Annotated in this window: 15 protein-coding genes and 2 pseudogenes; 10 read left to right on the forward strand and 7 right to left on the reverse strand. The window is 51.7% G+C overall.

Annotated elements, in window-relative coordinates; all coding sequences use genetic code 11:
• Positions 1–255 (forward strand): annotated as a pseudogene (gene zapC, locus FDW95_RS16310) (cell division protein ZapC); the annotation flags it as partial.
• Here zapC and FDW95_RS16315 read toward each other — a convergent pair.
• The gene (locus FDW95_RS16315) at positions 252–1,361 is read right to left on the reverse strand and encodes a YcbX family protein (RefSeq protein WP_115258922.1); all 1,110 of its coding nucleotides are present in this window, start codon (positions 1,359–1,361) and stop codon (positions 252–254) included. The pseudogene zapC and the gene FDW95_RS16315 overlap by 4 nt on opposite strands.
• A 98-nt stretch (positions 1,362–1,459) precedes the next feature.
• Between FDW95_RS16315 and rlmKL the strand changes: the two genes are divergently transcribed.
• The 6 genes from rlmKL to rmf all read left to right on the forward strand — a co-directional run bounded on the left by rlmKL (position 1,460) and on the right by rmf (position 9,385).
• Positions 1,460–3,568, forward strand: a complete 2,109-nt coding sequence (rlmKL, locus tag FDW95_RS16320) for a bifunctional 23S rRNA (guanine(2069)-N(7))-methyltransferase RlmK/23S rRNA (guanine(2445)-N(2))-methyltransferase RlmL (RefSeq protein ID WP_115258921.1) — start codon at positions 1,460–1,462, stop codon at positions 3,566–3,568.
• 12 nt (positions 3,569–3,580) lie between these two features.
• Positions 3,581–5,488, forward strand: coding sequence for an ABC transporter ATP-binding protein (locus FDW95_RS16325; RefSeq protein ID WP_096757647.1), 1,908 nt, complete (start codon positions 3,581–3,583; stop codon positions 5,486–5,488).
• A gap of 14 nt (positions 5,489–5,502) precedes the next feature.
• Positions 5,503–6,756: a membrane integrity-associated transporter subunit PqiA gene (gene pqiA, locus FDW95_RS16330; protein ID WP_096757646.1), complete on the forward strand. Its 1,254-nt coding sequence runs from the start codon at positions 5,503–5,505 to the stop codon at positions 6,754–6,756.
• A 4-nt stretch (positions 6,757–6,760) separates the two neighbouring features.
• A complete protein-coding gene (pqiB, locus tag FDW95_RS16335; protein WP_115258920.1) occupies positions 6,761–8,401 on the forward strand; it encodes an intermembrane transport protein PqiB in 1,641 nt (546 codons plus the stop codon).
• Positions 8,398–8,961, forward strand: a complete 564-nt coding sequence (pqiC, locus tag FDW95_RS16340) for a membrane integrity-associated transporter subunit PqiC (RefSeq protein WP_115258919.1) — start codon at positions 8,398–8,400, stop codon at positions 8,959–8,961. The genes pqiB and pqiC overlap by 4 nt, the downstream gene beginning before the upstream one ends.
• Positions 8,962–9,217: 256 nt before the next feature.
• A complete protein-coding gene (gene rmf / locus FDW95_RS16345) occupies positions 9,218–9,385 on the forward strand; it encodes a ribosome modulation factor (protein WP_003035871.1) in 168 nt (55 codons plus the stop codon).
• Positions 9,386–9,470: 85 nt separating this feature from the next.
• Here the strand turns inward: rmf and fabA are convergent, their stop codons facing one another.
• Together fabA and FDW95_RS16355 are read right to left on the reverse strand one after the other, a co-directional pair.
• Positions 9,471–9,989 (reverse strand): bifunctional 3-hydroxydecanoyl-ACP dehydratase/trans-2-decenoyl-ACP isomerase, encoded by a 519-nt coding sequence (gene fabA, locus FDW95_RS16350; protein WP_003035875.1) that lies wholly within the window; start codon positions 9,987–9,989, stop codon positions 9,471–9,473.
• Between the two features lie 68 nt (positions 9,990–10,057).
• Complete coding sequence (locus tag FDW95_RS16355) at positions 10,058–11,818, reverse strand: Lon protease family protein (RefSeq protein ID WP_137363549.1); 1,761 nt, start codon at positions 11,816–11,818, stop codon at positions 10,058–10,060.
• A 185-nt stretch (positions 11,819–12,003) separates the two neighbouring features.
• Here FDW95_RS16355 and matP point away from each other — a divergent pair, with 185 nt between their 5' ends.
• Complete coding sequence (gene matP, locus FDW95_RS16360) at positions 12,004–12,456, forward strand: macrodomain Ter protein MatP (protein WP_096757641.1); 453 nt, start codon at positions 12,004–12,006, stop codon at positions 12,454–12,456.
• Between the two features lie 98 nt (positions 12,457–12,554).
• On the opposite strand, the gene ompA is transcribed toward matP, so the two are convergent.
• Positions 12,555–13,613 (reverse strand): porin OmpA, encoded by a 1,059-nt coding sequence (gene ompA / locus FDW95_RS16365; protein WP_115259970.1) that lies wholly within the window; start codon positions 13,611–13,613, stop codon positions 12,555–12,557.
• Positions 13,614–13,968: 355 nt separating this feature from the next.
• Positions 13,969–14,478 (reverse strand): SOS-induced cell division inhibitor SulA, encoded by a 510-nt coding sequence (gene sulA, locus FDW95_RS16370; RefSeq protein ID WP_096757640.1) that lies wholly within the window; start codon positions 14,476–14,478, stop codon positions 13,969–13,971.
• Positions 14,479–14,694: 216 nt separating this feature from the next.
• Between sulA and FDW95_RS16375 the strand changes: the two genes are divergently transcribed.
• Positions 14,695–15,309, forward strand: a complete 615-nt coding sequence (locus FDW95_RS16375) for a TfoX/Sxy family DNA transformation protein (RefSeq protein WP_115258917.1) — start codon at positions 14,695–14,697, stop codon at positions 15,307–15,309.
• Here FDW95_RS16375 and yccS read toward each other — a convergent pair.
• Positions 15,287–17,440 (reverse strand): YccS family putative transporter, encoded by a 2,154-nt coding sequence (gene yccS / locus FDW95_RS16380; RefSeq protein ID WP_096759437.1) that lies wholly within the window; start codon positions 17,438–17,440, stop codon positions 15,287–15,289. The two genes, FDW95_RS16375 and yccS, sit on opposite strands and share 23 nt — an antisense overlap.
• Positions 17,441–17,458: 18 nt before the next feature.
• Positions 17,459–17,905, reverse strand: a complete 447-nt coding sequence (locus tag FDW95_RS16385) for a YccF domain-containing protein (RefSeq protein ID WP_096757638.1) — start codon at positions 17,903–17,905, stop codon at positions 17,459–17,461.
• Between the two features lie 125 nt (positions 17,906–18,030).
• Here FDW95_RS16385 and helD point away from each other — a divergent pair.
• Positions 18,031–18,448 (forward strand): annotated as a pseudogene (helD, locus tag FDW95_RS23970) (DNA helicase IV); the annotation flags it as partial.

Genomic DNA, 18,448 nt, shown 5'->3' on the forward strand with positions numbered 1-18,448 from the left:
CTGCTTATTCGCACCTTCCTTAGTTGGTCACCGAGGATAGGTGACGCTGCCTGCGTGTATTTAAGCGATACCGAGGAACAGGTCAATCTGTTAGTGGTTGAGCCGGGGGAAAATGCGGCCCTGTGTCTGTTGGCACAGCCGGGCGTGGTTATTGCCGGGCGCACCATGCAGCTTGGCGACGCCATTAAAATTATGAATGACAGACTGAAACCGCAACTCCCTGTCGACAGTTTCAGCCTTGAGCAGGCCGTTTAACTCTCCAGCCTGACCGCTGTTTTTGGCACACAACTGCAGCAAAGAATCGTCCCGTCATCACCAATCGCTGATTTTTTCAGCGGACTGACTTCGCCCTCTACCAGCCGAATCCGGCAGCATCCGCAGATCCCCGCCCTGCACGAATAAGGAACCCGGATCCCCTGGTTTTCCAGTTGTTCCAGTAACACCTGTTGATTGTTGCCACGAAAGGTGTGCCCCTGCCAGTCGATAAGCACGCTGGCATCAGGCTGCTGCTGTTGTGCAACAGTGTCATCGGAAGCCACCGCGCCGTAAGCTCGGGCGGGCCCGGTGGACAAAATTTCAACTTCATCGCCAACGCGGATCACGCCGCTGTTGCGGGCAATGAGATTCTGACCGAAATCGACATCGCCGTTATCCACCGCGCTGCGGAAGGTTTGCAGCGTTGCCAGCGGTTCACCGGATGGATGTTTCTGGCCTTTTTCAGGGCTGATAGTGGTGAAAATACAGCGGCTGCAGGGTTTTGCCACATCAAAGATGACCTCGCCAATGCGAATCACCTTCCAGGTGTCTTCCTCCCAGGCGCTAGCCCCTGAGACCACCAGGTTGGGGCGAAACTGCTCCATTCGGATACTGGCCGGGCAGCGTTGCTGCACATCGCGTAGTGAGGCTTCATTAGTCAGAAGGTAAGGAAAACCATCGGCGAACGAGAGCGGTACGCCGTCGTGGCGTTTGACCCGGCGGGTTAACTGTGGGCCAACCCAGCGTAACTGTACATCGCGCGAGAAAAAACCGCTGAGCCACTGATTGATAGCTGTTGGCGCGATACGTGCAGTAAAATGGTTTCCCCAGACTTCTGTTGGCGCATCCTGGGTGGCGAAGTCGGCAAAACGGACCAACGCACTGCTGCCGTCGGGTGCGGTTAAGTGCAACCCATCGTGTAAAGGGGAAGGGGTAAAACGGACCATCTGGGGGAACTGCCGGGCGGTGATGAACGTTCCGTCGGGTTCGGTAACCATAAAGATGCGGTCAAAGGCCAGACCGCTAACGTCTGCCAGGGCGTGCGTGAGCCCAATACCGCGCATTGATTTAACCGGATGAACAAAAAGTCGGGTTAACGTTACCACTGTACAGCCCCTCGAACGAAAATAAGCCTTCAACTTTATGACAAGGGCGCGAGATTAGCTATAATGCGCAGCAATTTTATTGGAGTAAAAGTGACATTATGAATTCTCTGTTTGCCAGTACGGCCCGTGGGCTGGAAGAGCTGTTAAAAACTGAACTGGAAAACCTCGGCGCCGCGGAGTGCCAGGTGGTTCAGGGTGGGGTCCATTTTAAGGGCGACACGCGGCTTGTTTACCAGAGCCTGATGTGGAGCCGCCTGGCCTCGCGCATTATCCTGCCGATGGGAGAGTGCAAGGTCTACAGCGATCTTGATCTGTACCTCGGTGTTCAGGCAATCGACTGGACAGAGATATTTAACCCAGGAGCGACGTTTGCCGTGCATTTTAGCGGCTTAAACGACACCATTCGTAACAGCCAGTACGGCGCATTAAAAGTAAAGGACGCGATTGTCGATTCCTTTACCCGTAAAAATATGGCCCGTCCGAATGTGGATCGCGAATCCCCGGATCTGCGTATTAACGTCTGGCTGAACAAAGATACCGCCAGCATTGCCCTCGATCTAAGCGGTGATGGTCTGCATCAGCGCGGCTATCGCGATCGTGCCGGTCAGGCGCCGATCAAAGAGACGCTGGCTGCGGCTATCGTGATGCGTTCTGGCTGGCAGCCGGGTACGCCGCTGCTCGATCCGATGTGTGGTTCCGGTACGCTGCTGATTGAAGCCGCGATGTGGGCAACCGATCGCGCACCCGGTCTGCACCGTGCCTACTGGGGCTTTAACGGTTGGGCGCAGCATGATGAAGCGGTCTGGCAAGAGGTGAAAGCGGAAGCACAGGTTCGCGCGCGTAAAGGGCTGGCGGACTATACGTCGCACTTCTATGGCTCTGATAGCGACGCCCGAGTGATTGAGAAAGCGCGCAGCAACGCCCGCCGCGCTGGGATTGCCGATCTGGTGACATTTGACGTCAAAGACGTAGCGAAACTGAGTAACCCGCTACCGCAAGGTCCGTATGGTACCGTTATCAGCAACCCGCCGTACGGTGAACGTCTGGATAGCGAACCAGCGCTGATCGCACTGCACAGCCTGCTGGGCCGCACGATGAAAAACCAGTTTGGCGGCTGGAATCTGTCGCTGTTCAGCGCCTCACCGGATTTGCTCAGCAGTCTGCAATTGCGCGCTGACAAGCAGTTTAAAGCCAAAAACGGCCCGCTGGATTGCGTACAGAAAAACTATCACGTCGCGGAAACCAGCGCAGACAGTAAGCCTGCCACGGTGGCGGAAGACTACGCCAACCGTCTGCGTAAAAATATCAAAAAGCTGGAAAAATGGGCGCGTCAGGAAGGCATTGAATGCTATCGCCTGTACGATGCTGACCTGCCAGAATACAACGTCGCGGTCGACCGCTACGGTGACTGGGTTGTGGTTCAGGAATACGCGCCGCCGAAGACGGTTGATGCCCAGAAGGCTCGCCAGCGTCTGTTTGACATCATTGCCGCCACGCTGTCGGTACTGGAGATTGCGCCGAATAAACTGGTGCTGAAAACCCGTGAACGGCAGAAAGGGAAAAACCAGTATCAGAAGATGAATGAGAAGGGTGAATTCATTGAGGTGAGCGAGTACAACGCGCGCCTGTGGGTTAACCTGACCGACTATCTTGATACCGGTCTGTTCCTGGACCACCGTATAGCGCGCCGCATGCTGGGCCAGATGAGCAAGGGTAAAGATTTCCTCAATCTGTTCTCGTATACCGGCAGCGCCAGCGTACACGCCGGGCTTGGCGGTGCGCGCAGCACCACAACGGTCGATATGTCTCGTACTTATCTGGAGTGGGCGGAACGTAACCTGCGACTCAACGGGCTGAGCGGCCGCGCGCATCGTTTAATTCAGGCCGACTGCCTGGGCTGGCTGCGCGAAGCCAATGAACAGTTTGATCTGATCTTCATCGATCCACCGACCTTCTCTAACTCAAAACGTATGGAAGACTCGTTTGACGTGCAGCGCGATCATCTGGCGCTAATGAAAGATCTGAAGCGTCTGCTGCGTAAAGACGGCACGATCATGTTCTCTAACAACAAACGTGGATTCCGTATGGATCTCGACGGCCTGGCTGAACTGGGATTGAAAGCACAAGAAATTACCCAAAAAACGCTTTCTCAGGACTTTGCCCGTAACCGTCAGATCCACAATTGCTGGCTGATTACCGCAGCCTGAAAGGAAAAATAAATGTCATTAATCAGTATGCATGGTGCATGGCTGTCGTTCAGCGATGCGCCGCTTCTTGATAATGCTGAACTGCATATCGAAGATAACGAGCGCGTTTGTCTGGTTGGCCGTAACGGCGCGGGCAAATCGACGCTGATGAAGATCCTCAACCGTGAACAGGGTCTTGACGACGGACGTATTATTTATGAACAGGATCTGGTTGTGGCACGTCTGCAGCAGGATCCGCCGCGTAACGTGCAGGGTACCGTCTACGATTTCGTTGCCGAAGGGATTGCAGAGCAGGCGGTGTATCTCAAGCGTTACCATGATATTTCGCATCTGGTGATCACCGATCCTAGTGATAAAAACCTGCAGGAACTGGCGAAGGTTCAGGAACAGCTGGATCACCACAATCTGTGGCAACTGGAAAACCGCATCAATGAAGTACTGGAACAGCTTGGGCTGGAGCCAGACATGGAACTGGCATCGCTTTCCGGCGGTTGGCTGCGTAAAGCCGCACTGGGCCGGGCGTTAGTCAGCAATCCACGCGTATTGTTGCTGGATGAACCGACCAACCATCTGGATATCGAAACCATCGACTGGCTGGAAGGGTTCCTGAAAACCTTCAATGGAACGATCATCTTCATTTCTCACGACCGTTCGTTTATTCGCAATATGGCAACGCGTATTGTCGATCTCGATCGCGGCAAGCTGGTGACCTATCCGGGTAATTACGATCAGTACCTGCTGGAGAAAGAAGAAGCGCTGCGTGTAGAAGAGCTTCAGAATGCGGAGTTTGACCGCAAACTGGCGCAGGAAGAGGTCTGGATCCGTCAGGGCATTAAAGCGCGCCGTACACGTAACGAAGGCCGCGTACGTGCGCTGAAGGCGATGCGTCGTGAGCGTGGCGAGCGTCGTGAAGTGATGGGTACTGCGAAGATGCAGGTCGAAGAGGCGAGCCGTTCGGGTAAAATCGTCTTTGAAATGGAGAATGTTGATTACCAGATTAACGGTAAACAACTGGTGAAAGACTTCTCGGCGCAGGTACAGCGTAGTGACAAAATTGCGCTAATTGGACCTAACGGTTGCGGTAAAACAACGCTAATCAAGCTGATGTTGGGTCAGTTACAGGCTGACAGCGGTCGTATCCATGTCGGTACCAAGCTGGAAGTGGCTTATTTTGACCAACACCGCGCGGAGCTGGATCCGGATAAAACCGTCATGGATAACCTGTCGGAAGGTAAGCAAGAGGTGATGGTCAACGGTAAACCACGTCACGTGCTGGGCTACCTGCAGGACTTCCTGTTCCACCCTAAGCGAGCGATGACACCAGTGCGTGCACTCTCCGGTGGGGAACGAAACCGTCTGTTACTGGCGCGTCTTTTTCTGAAGCCCAGCAATCTTTTGATTCTCGATGAACCAACGAACGATCTCGACGTCGAAACGCTGGAACTTCTCGAAGAGTTGATTGACGGTTATCAGGGAACCGTGTTGCTGGTCAGCCACGATCGTCAGTTTGTCGATAACACCGTTACCGAGTGTTGGATCTTTGAAGGCGGCGGCAAAATTGGTCGTTATGTAGGCGGTTACCATGACGCACGTGAGCAGCAGTCACAGTATGTGGCGTTTAAACAGCCTGTTGCCAAAAAAACAGAGGAAGTTGCTGCCCCTAAAGCAGAAATTGTAAAACGCGGCACCAGCAAACTAAGCTATAAACACCAGCGCGAACTGGAGCAGCTCCCTGCGCAGCTTGAAGAGCTGGAAGCTAAACTGGAAACGTTGCAGGCTCAGGTTGCTGATGCTTCTTTTTTCAGTCAGCCACATGAGCAAACGCAGCAGGTATTAGCTAATCTGAGCGAAGCGGAACAAGAACTTGAGCAAGCCTTTGAGCGCTGGGAGTATCTTGAGTCTTTGAAGAATGGCGCATAATTAAAGGAGCGCATATGTGCGAACATCACCATGCCGCGAAGCATATTTTGTGCTCGCAGTGTGACATGTTGGTGGCATTACCGAGCCTGACGCATGGTCAAAAAGCGGCATGTCCAAGATGTGGCACGACATTAACCGTTGCGTGGGACGCGCCAAGACAGCGTCCCACCGCGTATGTTATCGCAGCATTGTTCATGCTGCTTTTATCGAACCTTTTTCCCTTTGTGAACATGAATGTCGCAGGGGTGAGCAGCGAAGTCACGTTGCTGGAAATCCCCGGCGTTCTGTTTTCAGAAGACTACGCCAGTCTTGGCACCTTCTTTTTATTATTCGTGCAGTTGGTTCCTGCTTTTTGCCTGTTCACCATCTTATTGCTGGTGAACCGGGTTGAGATGCCCTGGCGGCTGAAAGCGTGGCTAGCGCGGATTCTGTTTCAGTTAAAAAGCTGGGGAATGGCAGAAATTTTCCTCGCAGGCGTGTTGGTGAGCTTTGTTAAGCTGATGGCTTATGGCGATATCGGCGTGGGGAGCAGCTTTATCCCGTGGTGCCTGTTTTGCGTTCTTCAGTTGCGCGCCTTTCAGTGTGTCGATCGTCGCTGGCTGTGGGATGATATCGCGCCAATGCCGGAGGTTAAGCAGGTCTTAAAACCCGGTGTACCCGGTATTCACCAGGGGTTGCGTTCCTGCTCCTGTTGTACCGCGATTCTTCCCGCTGACGAGCCGGTCTGCCCGCGCTGTCAGACAACGGGCTACGTGCGACGTAAAAACAGTCTGCAATGGACGCTGGCACTCCTGTTCACGTCGATCATGCTGTATCTGCCCGCCAATATTATGCCGATCATGATTACCGATTTGTTAGGGTCAAAACTGCCATCAACCATTATTGAAGGCGTTGTTTTAATCTGGAGCGAAGGTTCTTATCCGGTGGCAGCGGTCATCTTTATTGCCAGTATTCTGGTGCCGACGCTAAAAATGATCGCCATTGCCTGGCTGTGCTGGGATGCCAAAGGGCACGGCAAACGCGACAGTGAACGTATGCATTTCATTTATGAAGTTGTGGAATTTGTCGGTCGTTGGTCAATGATCGATGTTTTTGTTATTGCGGTACTCTCTGCGCTGGTGCGTATGGGAGGGTTGATGAACATTTATCCTGCAATGGGTGCATTGATGTTTGCTTTAGTCGTCATTATGACAATGTTTTCTGCGATGACGTTTGATCCACGTCTGTCGTGGGACCGTGAACCAGAACCAGGCCATGAGGAGTCCTGACAGCATGGAATCTAAAAGTGGGGAAGCCAAAGTGCAAAAGGTTAAAAACTGGTCGCCCGTGTGGATATTCCCAATCGTCACCGCACTCATCGGCGCGTGGGTCCTGTTTTATCACTACAGTCATCAGGGGCCGGTCGTCACGCTGATTACAACCAATGCTGAAGGTATTGAAGGTGGCAAAACCACGATCAAGAGCCGCAGCGTGGATGTCGGCGTCGTTGAGAGTGCCACGCTGACCGACGATTTGACGCATGTGGAAATTAAAGCACGCCTCAATTCTGGTATGGAAAAGCTGCTGCATAAAGACTCGGTCTTTTGGGTAGTGAAGCCGCAGGTGGGACGTGAAGGTATCAGTGGCTTAGGCACGCTGTTATCCGGGGCGTATATTGAACTGCAGCCGGGTAACAAAGGCAGCCAGCCCGCCAATTATCAGTTGCTGGACTCTCCACCGCTGGCACCGCCAGATGCGAAGGGGATCCGCGTGATTTTGGACAGCAAAAAAGCCGGTCAGCTTAGCCCGGGAGACCCGGTGTTGTTCCGCGGGTATCGCGTAGGGTCAGTTGAGACCAGTACCTTTGATGCGCAAAAACGCTCCATCAGCTATCAGCTTTTCATTAATGCGCCAAACGATCGCCTGGTCACCAGCAACGTACGTTTCTGGAAGGACAGCGGTATTGCCGTCGATCTCACCTCGGCGGGGATGCGCGTAGAAATGGGATCGCTAACCACGCTGTTCGGCGGTGGAGTCAGCTTTGATGTGCCGGAGGGGTTAGAACAAGGCCAGCCGGTTGCGCAACAGGCCACGTTTAGCCTGTATGACGATCAAAAAAGTATTCAGGACTCGCTGTATACGGATCACATTGATTACCTGATGTTCTTTAAAGACTCGATTCGCGGGTTGCAGCCTGGTGCGCCGCTGGAGTTCCGTGGTATTCGCCTCGGTACGGTTAGCAAGGTGCCTTTCTTTGCCCCGAATATGCGTCAGGTGTTCAATGATGATTATCGTATTCCGGTGCTGGTGCGTATTGAACCAGAACGGCTTAAGGCGCAGTTGGGTGAAGATACTGATGTCGGTACCCATCTGGCCGAATTGCTCAAGCGTGGATTAAGAGGATCCCTGAAAACAGGGAATTTGGTCACCGGGGCGCTGTATGTCGATCTGGACTTCTATCCGAAGGATCCACCGATTACGGGCGTGCGCGAATTTAATGGTTACCAAATTATCCCGACCGTGAGCAGTGGTCTGGCGCAGATCCAGCAACGTTTGATGGAAGCATTGGATAAGATTAATAATCTGCCACTGAATCCGATGATTGTGCAGGCGACCACGACACTTTCAGAAAGCCAGCGCACGATGAAACATCTGCAAACGACGTTGGATAACATGAATAAGATTACCGGTAGCCAGTCGATGCAGCAGCTTCCTGCGGATATGCAGAATACACTGCGCGAACTGAATCGTAGCATGCAGGGCTTCCAGCCAGGTTCTGCGGCCTATAACAAGATGGTGGCAGATATGCAGCGTCTTGATCAGGTTCTGCGTGAGTTGCAGCCGGTATTGAAAACGTTGAACGATAAGAGTAACGCGCTGGTGTTTGAAGCGAAGGACAAAAAAGATCCAGAGCCGAAGAGGGCGAAACAATGAAAAAGTGGCTAGTGGTGATGATGGCGGTCTGGCTGACGTCATGCAGCTCCAGCGGAGAGAATAAAAGCTATTACCAGCTCCCTATCGCCCAAGGGGGCGTACAGAGTAGCGCTAACCAGGGTAACCGCCTGTTGTGGGTTGAGCAGGTGGCGGTACCGGATTACCTGGCAGGTAATGGCGTGGTGTACCAAACCAGTGATGTGAAGTACGTTATTGCCAACAGTAATCTGTGGGCCAGCCCGTTAGATCAGCAATTGCGTAACACTCTCGTCGCCAACCTGAGCACGCAGTTGCCAGGGTGGGTGGTTGCCTCTCAACCGTTGGGCAGTACGCAGGACACGCTCAATGTGACGGTAACCGGCTTCCATGGCCGCTACGATGGTAAAGTGATCGTTAGTGGTGAATGGTTGCTGAATCACCAGGGACAACTGATTAAGCGCCCGTTCTACATCGAAGCCATGCAGACGCAAGATGGCTATGATGAGATGGTGAAGGTACTGGGCAGCGCATGGAGCCAGGAGGCGACGGCTATCGCTCAAGAACTGAAACGCATTCCTTAAGCTTAAATAATTGTAAATTACACCGCCTTCGGCTCAGCGCCCTGGGCGGTTTTTTTTATTTTTTTCGCGACTGATATAACTGTTCTGACTCATGATTTTTGTATAGATGATTTACCGGGTAGCTCACAAATATGACACTGGCGTGAATTTTGCGCATTGACGAGTCAGATGTTTCGGGGTATTCGTTTAGTGTGATTGCACACTTAGTAATCACTGTTTTCTTTTCCACCAGACCCAAAGATGAGGGAAACGAGGCATGAAGAGACAAAAACGAGATCGCCTGGAACGGGCACATCAACGTGGATATCAGGCCGGCATCGCCGGACGCTCAAAAGAAATGTGTCCCTATCAGACGCTGAATCAAAGGTCATACTGGCTGGGAGGCTGGCGAGAAGCCATGGGGGATAGGGTGTTAATGGCCTGATTCTGTCTCTTTAGATAAAAGAAACCTCCGCATTGCGGAGGTTTCGCCTTTTGTAGCATCTTATCAGGCTAACAGATGTCCGCAATTAGAACGCAGACGTATCCTGGAAAAGGCCTACTTTCAGATCGTTCGCCGTGTAGATCAGACGACCATCAACCAGCACTTCACCATCTGCCAGGCCCATGATCAGGCGGCGGTTAACGATACGTTTGAAGTGAATGCGGTAAGTGACTTTCTTCGCGGTCGGCAGAACCTGACCGGTGAATTTCACTTCACCCACGCCCAGTGCACGGCCTTTACCTTCACCACCGAGCCAGCCGAGATAGAATCCAACCAGCTGCCACATGGCATCCAGACCCAGGCAGCCTGGCATCACCGGATCGCCAATAAAATGGCAACCGAAGAACCACAGGTCCGGGTTGATATCCAGTTCAGCTTCAACATAACCTTTGTCAAAGTTGCCACCGGTTTCGGTCATCTTGATGACACGGTCCATCATCAGCATGCTTGGTGCAGGCAGTTGTGGGCCTTTTGCGCCAAACAGCTCACCGCGACCAGAGGCAAGAAGGTCTTCTTTTGTATAGGATTCGCGTTTATCTACCATGTTCTCTGTAAGCCTTATCTTATTGAAGCACGCAGGATAGCTAACACGTGTACGCTGAACAAGTCCGATCAGTTCGGAATAATCCAGTTCAGCCAACGCAGCGGCCATGGAAAACGGTGACGACCTTCCTGTTGCGTTGCCGCAGCAATACGCTCCTGGATAGTTTGCATCAACGTTGTTTGGCCTTCGCCATCCCGCACCAAATTTAACAACAGTGGTAACGCATCGGTCACGTCATCCACCGCCCAAATAGTGAACTTTTCTTCTTCAACGGCCTGTAACAGGGCTGGCGGTAGGCTCAGGTGCCTGACGTTGGCTGAAGGGATAATCACGCCCTGCGTACCGGTTAATTCACGCTGCTGGCAGATAGTGAAGAAACCTTCAATTTTCTCGTTCAGGCCACCGACAGGTTGCGCCCGGCCAAACTGATCGACAGAACCGGTAATCGCGATGCTTTGATTGACAGGAACATCGGCAAGGGCGCTAATTAATGCGCACAGTTCAGCCATGGATGCGCTGTCTCCATCTACTTCGCTGTAGGATTGCTCGAAGGTTAGCGAGGCAGAGAAGGGGATTTGCTGTTCGAGCTGCAGTTCCGACATCAGGAACGCCTGCATGATCATCATACCCTTGGCATGAATATTTCCGCCCAGTTCGGCTTTACGCTCAACATCGGTAAATTCGCCATCGCCAATATGCACAACGCAGCTGATACGAGAAGGTTCACCAAACGCGCGAGGATGCCCTGGAAACTCAATCACCGACAGCGCGTTTATTTGTCCAATTTGCTCGCCTTCCGTCTCGATAAGGATCTGCTCTTGCAGGATCTCATCCTGCATGCGTTCGGCCAGGAAACCTTCCCGCCATTCGCGTTGCGCCAGCATCAGACCCAGCTGTTCTGCGCTGCAGGTTTCGCCTTCACAAAGGGGGGCCACTTCCTTGAACTGGCGGATGATCCACAGCGGATTAAGCGGTAATGTCGCCTGATCGCCGGTATAACGAACGGCCTCACGCACCAGCGTTTGCCAGGCGTCAGGGGCGGGATAGGGAAGATTGTTGCGTATGGCGGTATGCGTGACCCACTGACACCACTGGGTCATGGTTTCAGCATCCACTATCTGCAGATTATCTTCAAACTCGCTGTAAATTGCCTGTTCAGCTAATTCTGGTTCCATTTCCTGGAAATCGGCCAGCGACTCACGCTCACCGACTAACACCACTTTCAGTTTCAGCGGCATAGACGGTACGGAGACAGGAAGTGGACGAGATTCGTCGAAAGCTACCCAGTCAAAGCGCTCGTGGCTGACAATGGCTTTCAGACGCATCCACAGCAGGGGTTGAGCCAATAGGGTGCGTAATGAGATAACCAGCACGCCCCCGTTTGCCTGATGCACCAGTCCCGGTTGCAGCGTAATTTCACCATTGAACTGACGCAAACAGCCAAACAGTTGTTCGGCTTCAACCCAGTCAGCATTGACTACCTGAGTTAAGGTCGCAAAATTGTCTTCTGCGTGCTGTGCTGCACGGTAACGGATAGTGTGCCCAGAGATGTCGTAATGACCTCCGGTTAAGCTTCCGGCATCCGTATGTAATGAGCGCGCAGCCGTGGCGATAAGATTGAGATACTCAAGCTCTTCCGGCGCTTTCACCAGCATAAAGGAGGACGTCGCCCATTGCTGAAGCAGTTGCTCAAGCGCAAATTGTAAGCGTGGTTGAGTATCACTGAGTAAGGTATCGGTTTCGTCAGTGACGTGCGGCTGTGCAAATATTTCCTGATAACTGTCAGTATCAGGAACCAGATCACGCCATGCAAGTTTCGTAATGGTCAAAGTTGATGTTTTTTAGTCTGTTGTAAAAAACGAGATTATACCGTAACCGTCAGCACTGCACACGTGGAATGCACCGCTAAACGGGGATGATGACGCGCGACAGTTCACAGGCTGGATATTCTTTTCTTCAGATGCCCAAAAAGCTGATATTCTGATAAGAGTTACACGGTAACATTGAGATCGCAATGAAATATCAACAACTTGAAAATCTTGAAAGCGGCTGGAAATGGAAGTATCTGGTGAAAAAGCATCGTGAAGGGGAGTTGATTACCCGTTACGTGGAAGCCAGCGCTGCCGAAGAAGCCGTTGATTTATTGCTAACCCTCGAAAATGAACCGGTTCGGGTGAATACCTGGATTGAAGAACACATGAATGCCGCGCTGCAAAATCGTATGAAGCAAACCATACGCGCGAGGCGTAAGCGGCACTTTAATGCAGAGCATCAGCATACGCGTAAGAAATCTATCGATCTGGAGTTCATGGTTTGGCAGCGCTTAGCAGGGCTTGCGCAGCGGCGTGGAAAAACGCTTTCTGAAACCATCGTGCAGCTGATTGAAGACGCTGAGCATAAAGAGAAGTACGCGAACAAAATGTCCACATTGAAGCAGGATTTACAAGCGCTGCTGGGAAAAGAATAGCCTGATGTCGGCTTCGATGTGCTGAGCACCCACGTTTTTATGGTGAACCACAGGTGAAAAAAAACCCCGCATCGCGGGGTTTTTTATTAGACGAGAACTTAAGCCTGAGGCTGAGTTACAACGTCTTTGATGCCTTTAACTTCGATCTCAACACGACGATCCGGAGCCAGGCAGTCGATCAGTGCAGCGCGAGCTTTCACGTTGTCACAGGTGTTGCCAGTAACTGGGTTAGATTCGCCCATGCCACGTGCAGAGATTTTGTCAGAAGGAATACCTTTAGAGATCAGGTAATCAACAACGGACTGAGCACGTTTCTCAGACAGGCTCTGGTTGTAAGCGTCAGAACCGATACGGTCAGTGAAGCCCAGAACCACAACGGAACCGTCTTTCGGATCCAGGTTGCTCAGCTGGCTGTACATCTGATCCAGAGCCTGCTGGCCTTCTGGTTTCAGAGTCGCTTTGTTGAAGTTGAACAGAACGTCAGACTTCAGAGTGAAGTGCTTGGTCTGTACTTCTGGAGCCGGAGCCGGAGCTACAACTACTGGAGCTGCTTCTTCCTGCTGGCCGAAACGGTAAGAAACACCAACGCTCAACAGGCCGTTATCCGGACGACCACCAACGGTGTTCGCGTCACCGATGTTGTTGGTCCACTGGTATTCCAGACGGGTAGCGATTTCAGGAGTAATTGCATACTCTACGCCGCCAGCGAATACTGGGGATACGCCAGTGTCGTGGTCTTTAAAGCCTTCGTTGTTTTTAGCGTCAGCACGCCAAACCATACCACCCAGACGGGTATAAACGTCCAGATCGTCAGTGATTGGGTAACCCAGTTTAGCGGTCAGTTGAACGCCCTGAGCTTTGAAAGCGCCGTTTTGATGAGTACCGTCGGTGTAGCCTTTGTACGGCATACGACCTAACCAGTCGTAACCCATTTCAAAACCAACGTACGGGTTAACCTGATAACCACCGAACGCACCAGCACCCAGTTGGCTTTCGTGGGTAGGACCGGCGTTGTTGATCTGGTTGTTGCCTACGTCATGGAACTGAGACCAGCCCATTTTAGCACCAGCATACCAGGTGTTATCTTTCGGAGCGGCCTGCGCCACGGTAGCGAAACCAGCCAGTGCCACTGCAATTGCGATAGCTGTCTTTTTCATTTTTTGCGCCTCGTTATCATCCAAAATTCGCCATGACTATCTCCAGAGAGATAACACGGTTAAATCCTTCACCCGGGGATCAGTTCAATAGTTACTCTACCGATATCTGCGGCTTAAGCCGAGCACCCCTGGCGATGTAAAGTCTACAACGTAGTTGAAAACTTACAAGTGTGAACTCTGTCAGGCATATGAAAAAAAAAGGCTTGTATACACAATATTTAACATTTATGGCTGATTAATTGAACTCAAAACTTCTCTAAAACCGCTTCTGACAGGCGTTCACACAAAATATGCGTTATATCTCAATGACAGATTGAGGTATGAAAAAAAATTCCAGGATTAATCCTAATTTTACTTAATGATACAAATTCGAGTGAATTTTTAGCCCGGAATGCTGTCTCCCCGCAAGTGCCTGAGCGCGAACAGGACGCATAATAAATCCCATTGCGTTCCCTTCATCTGCAGCTTTCACCAGTTCTGCATGTTCATCTTCTGTTAATTCTTCAGTCAGCCAGCCAATAACCACGCTGTAATTGCCGGTGCGCAGCGCGCGAACCATCGATTCTAACGTGTGGCAGGGAGAGAGTTGACTTATTTGCATAACTTTCGTTAATGGAAGCCCCGCTGATTGCACCCACTCACGGCTCAGCTTTTGTTGTGGCGTAAGCCAGAGCTGCCAACGTGATTGCTGCCCTAACTGCTGAAGCAGGGGTAATAGCAGTAATTGCGTCATCATGGGCTGGTCCTCGCGATAGACCACTTCACTGATAAGCCCGGCAGTCGCATTTTCTGAAGAAACGCGCGCACTATTGCTTGATGTTGAAGAGAACGACGAAGAACGATTTGCGTAGCCTGAAGTGTACATAATCAATCCAGCCCTGTGGGTTACTGTATGGATATACAGTAACCCTGCTATCACTAAAGATCAACCTTATTTTCGGAAACAGACTCGCAATTTTTAGCCGTCGTGGCGGGAAATATAAAATTCATCTTGCCCCTTGGGGCTAAGTTGCCTATCGTCGTCATTAACGGATCTGTTACTGGAAATCATTCCATTATCTTATGATTTAAAAGGACTTTTATGAAAAACCTCTCTTATGCCAGGATCTATAAATCACAAGAATATTTGGCCTCTTTAGGTACAATTAGCTACCGCTCTTTATTTGGCAGTTATAGCTTGACGGTGGGTGATACGGTCTTTGCAATGGTTGCCGACGGTGAGTTATACCTGCGGGCCTGTGAGCAAAGCGTACAGTACTGTGTCAAACATTCCCCGGTCTGGTTGACGTTTATGAAGCGGGGACGTCCCGTGATACTCAACTATTATCAAGTTAATGATGCGCTGTGGCGAAACCATCCGCAGTTGGTGTCTTTATCACGATATTCGCTGGATGCCGCAGTAAAAGAAAAACAGACGCGTGTTTCGCAACACCGGTTACGGGAACTGCCGAACATTTCCTTTCATCTGGAGACCCTACTGAGTGAAGCCGGGATTAACGATGAGGGTACATTACGCACCCTGGGTGCTCAAATGTGTTGGCTAAAGCTTTTGCAAATTAACCCATCGCTGACAGTGAAAATTCTTTATGCGCTTGAGGGCGCAATCAGTGGGATACATGAAGCAGCACTCCCGGCGGTTCGCCGCCGGGAGTTGGTTGAGTGGGTGAGTTCACTTAAGCCTGAACCGGGTTACTAATGGGTAATGCCGCGATTTGTTGCTGTAACCGACTGATTTCTGGTAACAGTGCAATCAATAATCCAACCTGTTGTACGACCAGCGGTTCTTTGGTGTCCTGGCTCGGTTCAAGATGTTGAATCCGTTGTTTAAGACTTTCCAGAGCCTGGTATACGCGCTGCTCGTCAGCGGGTTGATGATGAAGCGCATCATCAACATAGCAGACCGCGTCGTCCAGTAATGCCAGGACTTCCGGGTTAGTCAGCTGTTCCCGGTGAGCGCCGAGGGCGGAAATATAGCTGGTGAAGGTATGGTTGAGGCACAGCAAACGGAACGCCATTTCGCGCGTTTGGGCTGTAACATCTGGTTCACTCGACATGTTCGACACCACGGAAGCAAGCTCCGCATCACGGTTATGTGCATCACGGCGGGCAATTCGGTATGCCAGACGGTTATCACGGCCCTGATGATATTGCTCAAGGATAGCGTCCAGATAGCGGCAGTTAGCATCCGTTGCTCGTTCGATGACCCGCGGTAAATTACGAAAACGCCAGTCTGGCCAAATAAAACTGACGGCAGCCCAGGCAATCGCACAGCCGATCAGCGTATCGATGACTCGCGGCAGTGCGACCTCGAACCCTTCTCCCAGCAGGTTAAAGCATAATAATACCAGCAGGGTGATAAATATGGTCGCATGGGCATACTGTACGTTGCGAAAGGCGAAAAAGAGCACGCCGGTAATCACCAACAGGATGAGCTGCCCTTCCAGAGAGGGGACGAACCACAAAATGGGTAAACCAATCGCTATTCCGACTAAGGTACCAATAATTCTCAGGGCCAGGCGATGTCGGGTGGCGTTGTAGTTTGGCTGACAGACAAACAGACTGGTTAGCAGGATCCAGTATCCATGGTTCATACCGGTTATCTGGATGATGGCGTATCCGACACAGAGCACCAACGACATGCGGATAGCATGGCGAAATAGGGCTGACTCGGGGGTGAAGTTACGGCTCAGACGCAACCAGATATCGCTGAACCCATGTGGGCTGTCATCGGCAAGCTGATTTTCGGACTCATTGCGCGAAATGACCTGCGCCTGCTCGGACTCAATTGTTGCCAATTGCGCGTCGATAGCACGCAGGTTAGCGAGCAAAAATCCCAATGTTTTAAGCAAGTCTGCAGGCGCACCATTAACACGCATGCGCTCAAGTGCGGCATCGATATGGGTGAAAACGCGCTCAAAATGTGGGTCATGTTGGTAGGGTGTGCGCAATAAAATACAGCGTGACAGCTGCATACAGGCTTGCCCCTGCATAGACATCAGGCGCTGGAAGCGAAACATCACGTCGCTGTGACGGAAGTGATCGCGTAGCGTTTGGTATTGAATATGCGAAGAGCTTGCGCGTTCGTGTATATCCTGCGCCACAAAATAGTAGTGTAACGTGCGACGTGTTCCCCGTTGCCCACGGTCACCGCGCAGGCGGGTTAGCAACGACACTTTGGTTTGGTTTAGCGTCGCCATCAGTTGCCCATTGGCCAGCGCTAAATCGTAGAGCGGTGCCTGGCTTTCATCTTCAATGTCGGGATCAAACAGACGGGATTTCAGCTCCAGATAGTGCGCTAACTGCTCATAGCTGCGCGCCAAATTATCCTGCAATGGACGGATTGGGAACAGGAGATGTCCGGTCAATGTCAGCAGGTTGTACCAGATAGCCCCGGCGAGCAGTAGTATCGGCTGCTGATACCACTGATCGTACAGTGACGTGCCCAGCATGGTGTAAATAGCGATAAGCAATGCGCCGAAGGCGATCGTCGCATAGCGCTGGCCTAATCCGCCAAGCAGAATAAAGCCGCTGGTTGAAAGCGTTAATCCAATGGCAAACAGCCACGGCCATGGGAAGAGAAGCTCGACGGACGCTGAGGCAATAAAAAAACAGATCAGCGTAATGATCAAATTGCGCAAGCGACCAGCTAGACGATCGTCGAGGTCGGTTAACGCGGCGGCCACCATGCCCAGCGTCAGCGGGATAGTCAGCTTGACGTCGCCCAGCCACCAGGGCAGCGCGGTGGTGCCACAAAGTGCAATAAAAATTCGCACGTAGTACAGCCAGGTGCTGTTCCAGGTATAGCGTTTGAGCAGAGGACTTAACATAAAGGCCATCAGTCCTGGTTATTCAAAGCGGCGACGCGCATTGGCTTCACGTGCTGCGCGGGCAGTTTCTACCGAGACCACGCGCCGACCGACGGGCCAGAGTGCAATTGCGGCAATCTTAAAGTTAGCAATCCCCACCGGAATACCAATAATCGTGATGCACTGGGCAATACCGGAGACAATATGCATCAGGCACAGCCACCAGCCGAAGAAAATCAGCCAAAAAATATTCAGTAATGTTCCGCCGGTGTTCAGAAGAACATTTTTACCTGCCGGGTTGAGTTCATCAACATGAATGGCTTCGTTGCCATAGGGAAACAGAGAAAGGCGCGTTATCTCCCAGCATGAGCGGGTTAATGGCAGGGTAAAAATAAGCACGATACTGACCAGTGTTGCCAGTAACCAGGCTAAGGTGGTGGCGAACCCCCCGAGCACAAAATTTAAAATATTCAGAACTGTACGCATAAACTCTCGGTTAACTCTGGTTTTTGGTGAATTCGGCAATTGTAACGTTTTTTTGGGCTGGAGCACGTTTTCTCTGGCGGTTACACTGATAAGTAAACCTCTTCGTGTGGATCCGCTTAAGCCTTATGGAACTGAAAGCTACTTCTATTGGAAAACGTCTGGCGCAACACCCGTACGATCGGGCCGTTATTCTTAATGCCGGGATTAAAGTTTCCGGCGATCGTCACGAGTATCTTATTCCATTCAATCAATTACTGGCTATTCATTGCAAACGGGGCCTCGTATGGGGGGAACTCGAATTTGTGCTCCCGGGCGATAAGGTTGTGCGACTGCATGGGACGGAATGGGCAGAAACTCAGCGTTTTCATCGCCATCTCAACATGCTTTGGCTGCAGTGGAGCCAGGAAATGAGCGAGGTCGCCGCCACGGTTTTGCAGGAGCAGCTCGAGACGATTGCGGCCCGTACCCATGAAAATAAATGGCTGACACGCAACCAAACGGCAGGCCTGCAACAGCAAATCCGTCGCGCTTTCGCGGCGCTGC

Origin of the sequence: Citrobacter sp. wls718, from assembly GCF_005280945.1 — a bacterium.
Classification (GTDB): Bacteria; Pseudomonadota; Gammaproteobacteria; order Enterobacterales; family Enterobacteriaceae; genus Citrobacter; species Citrobacter gillenii.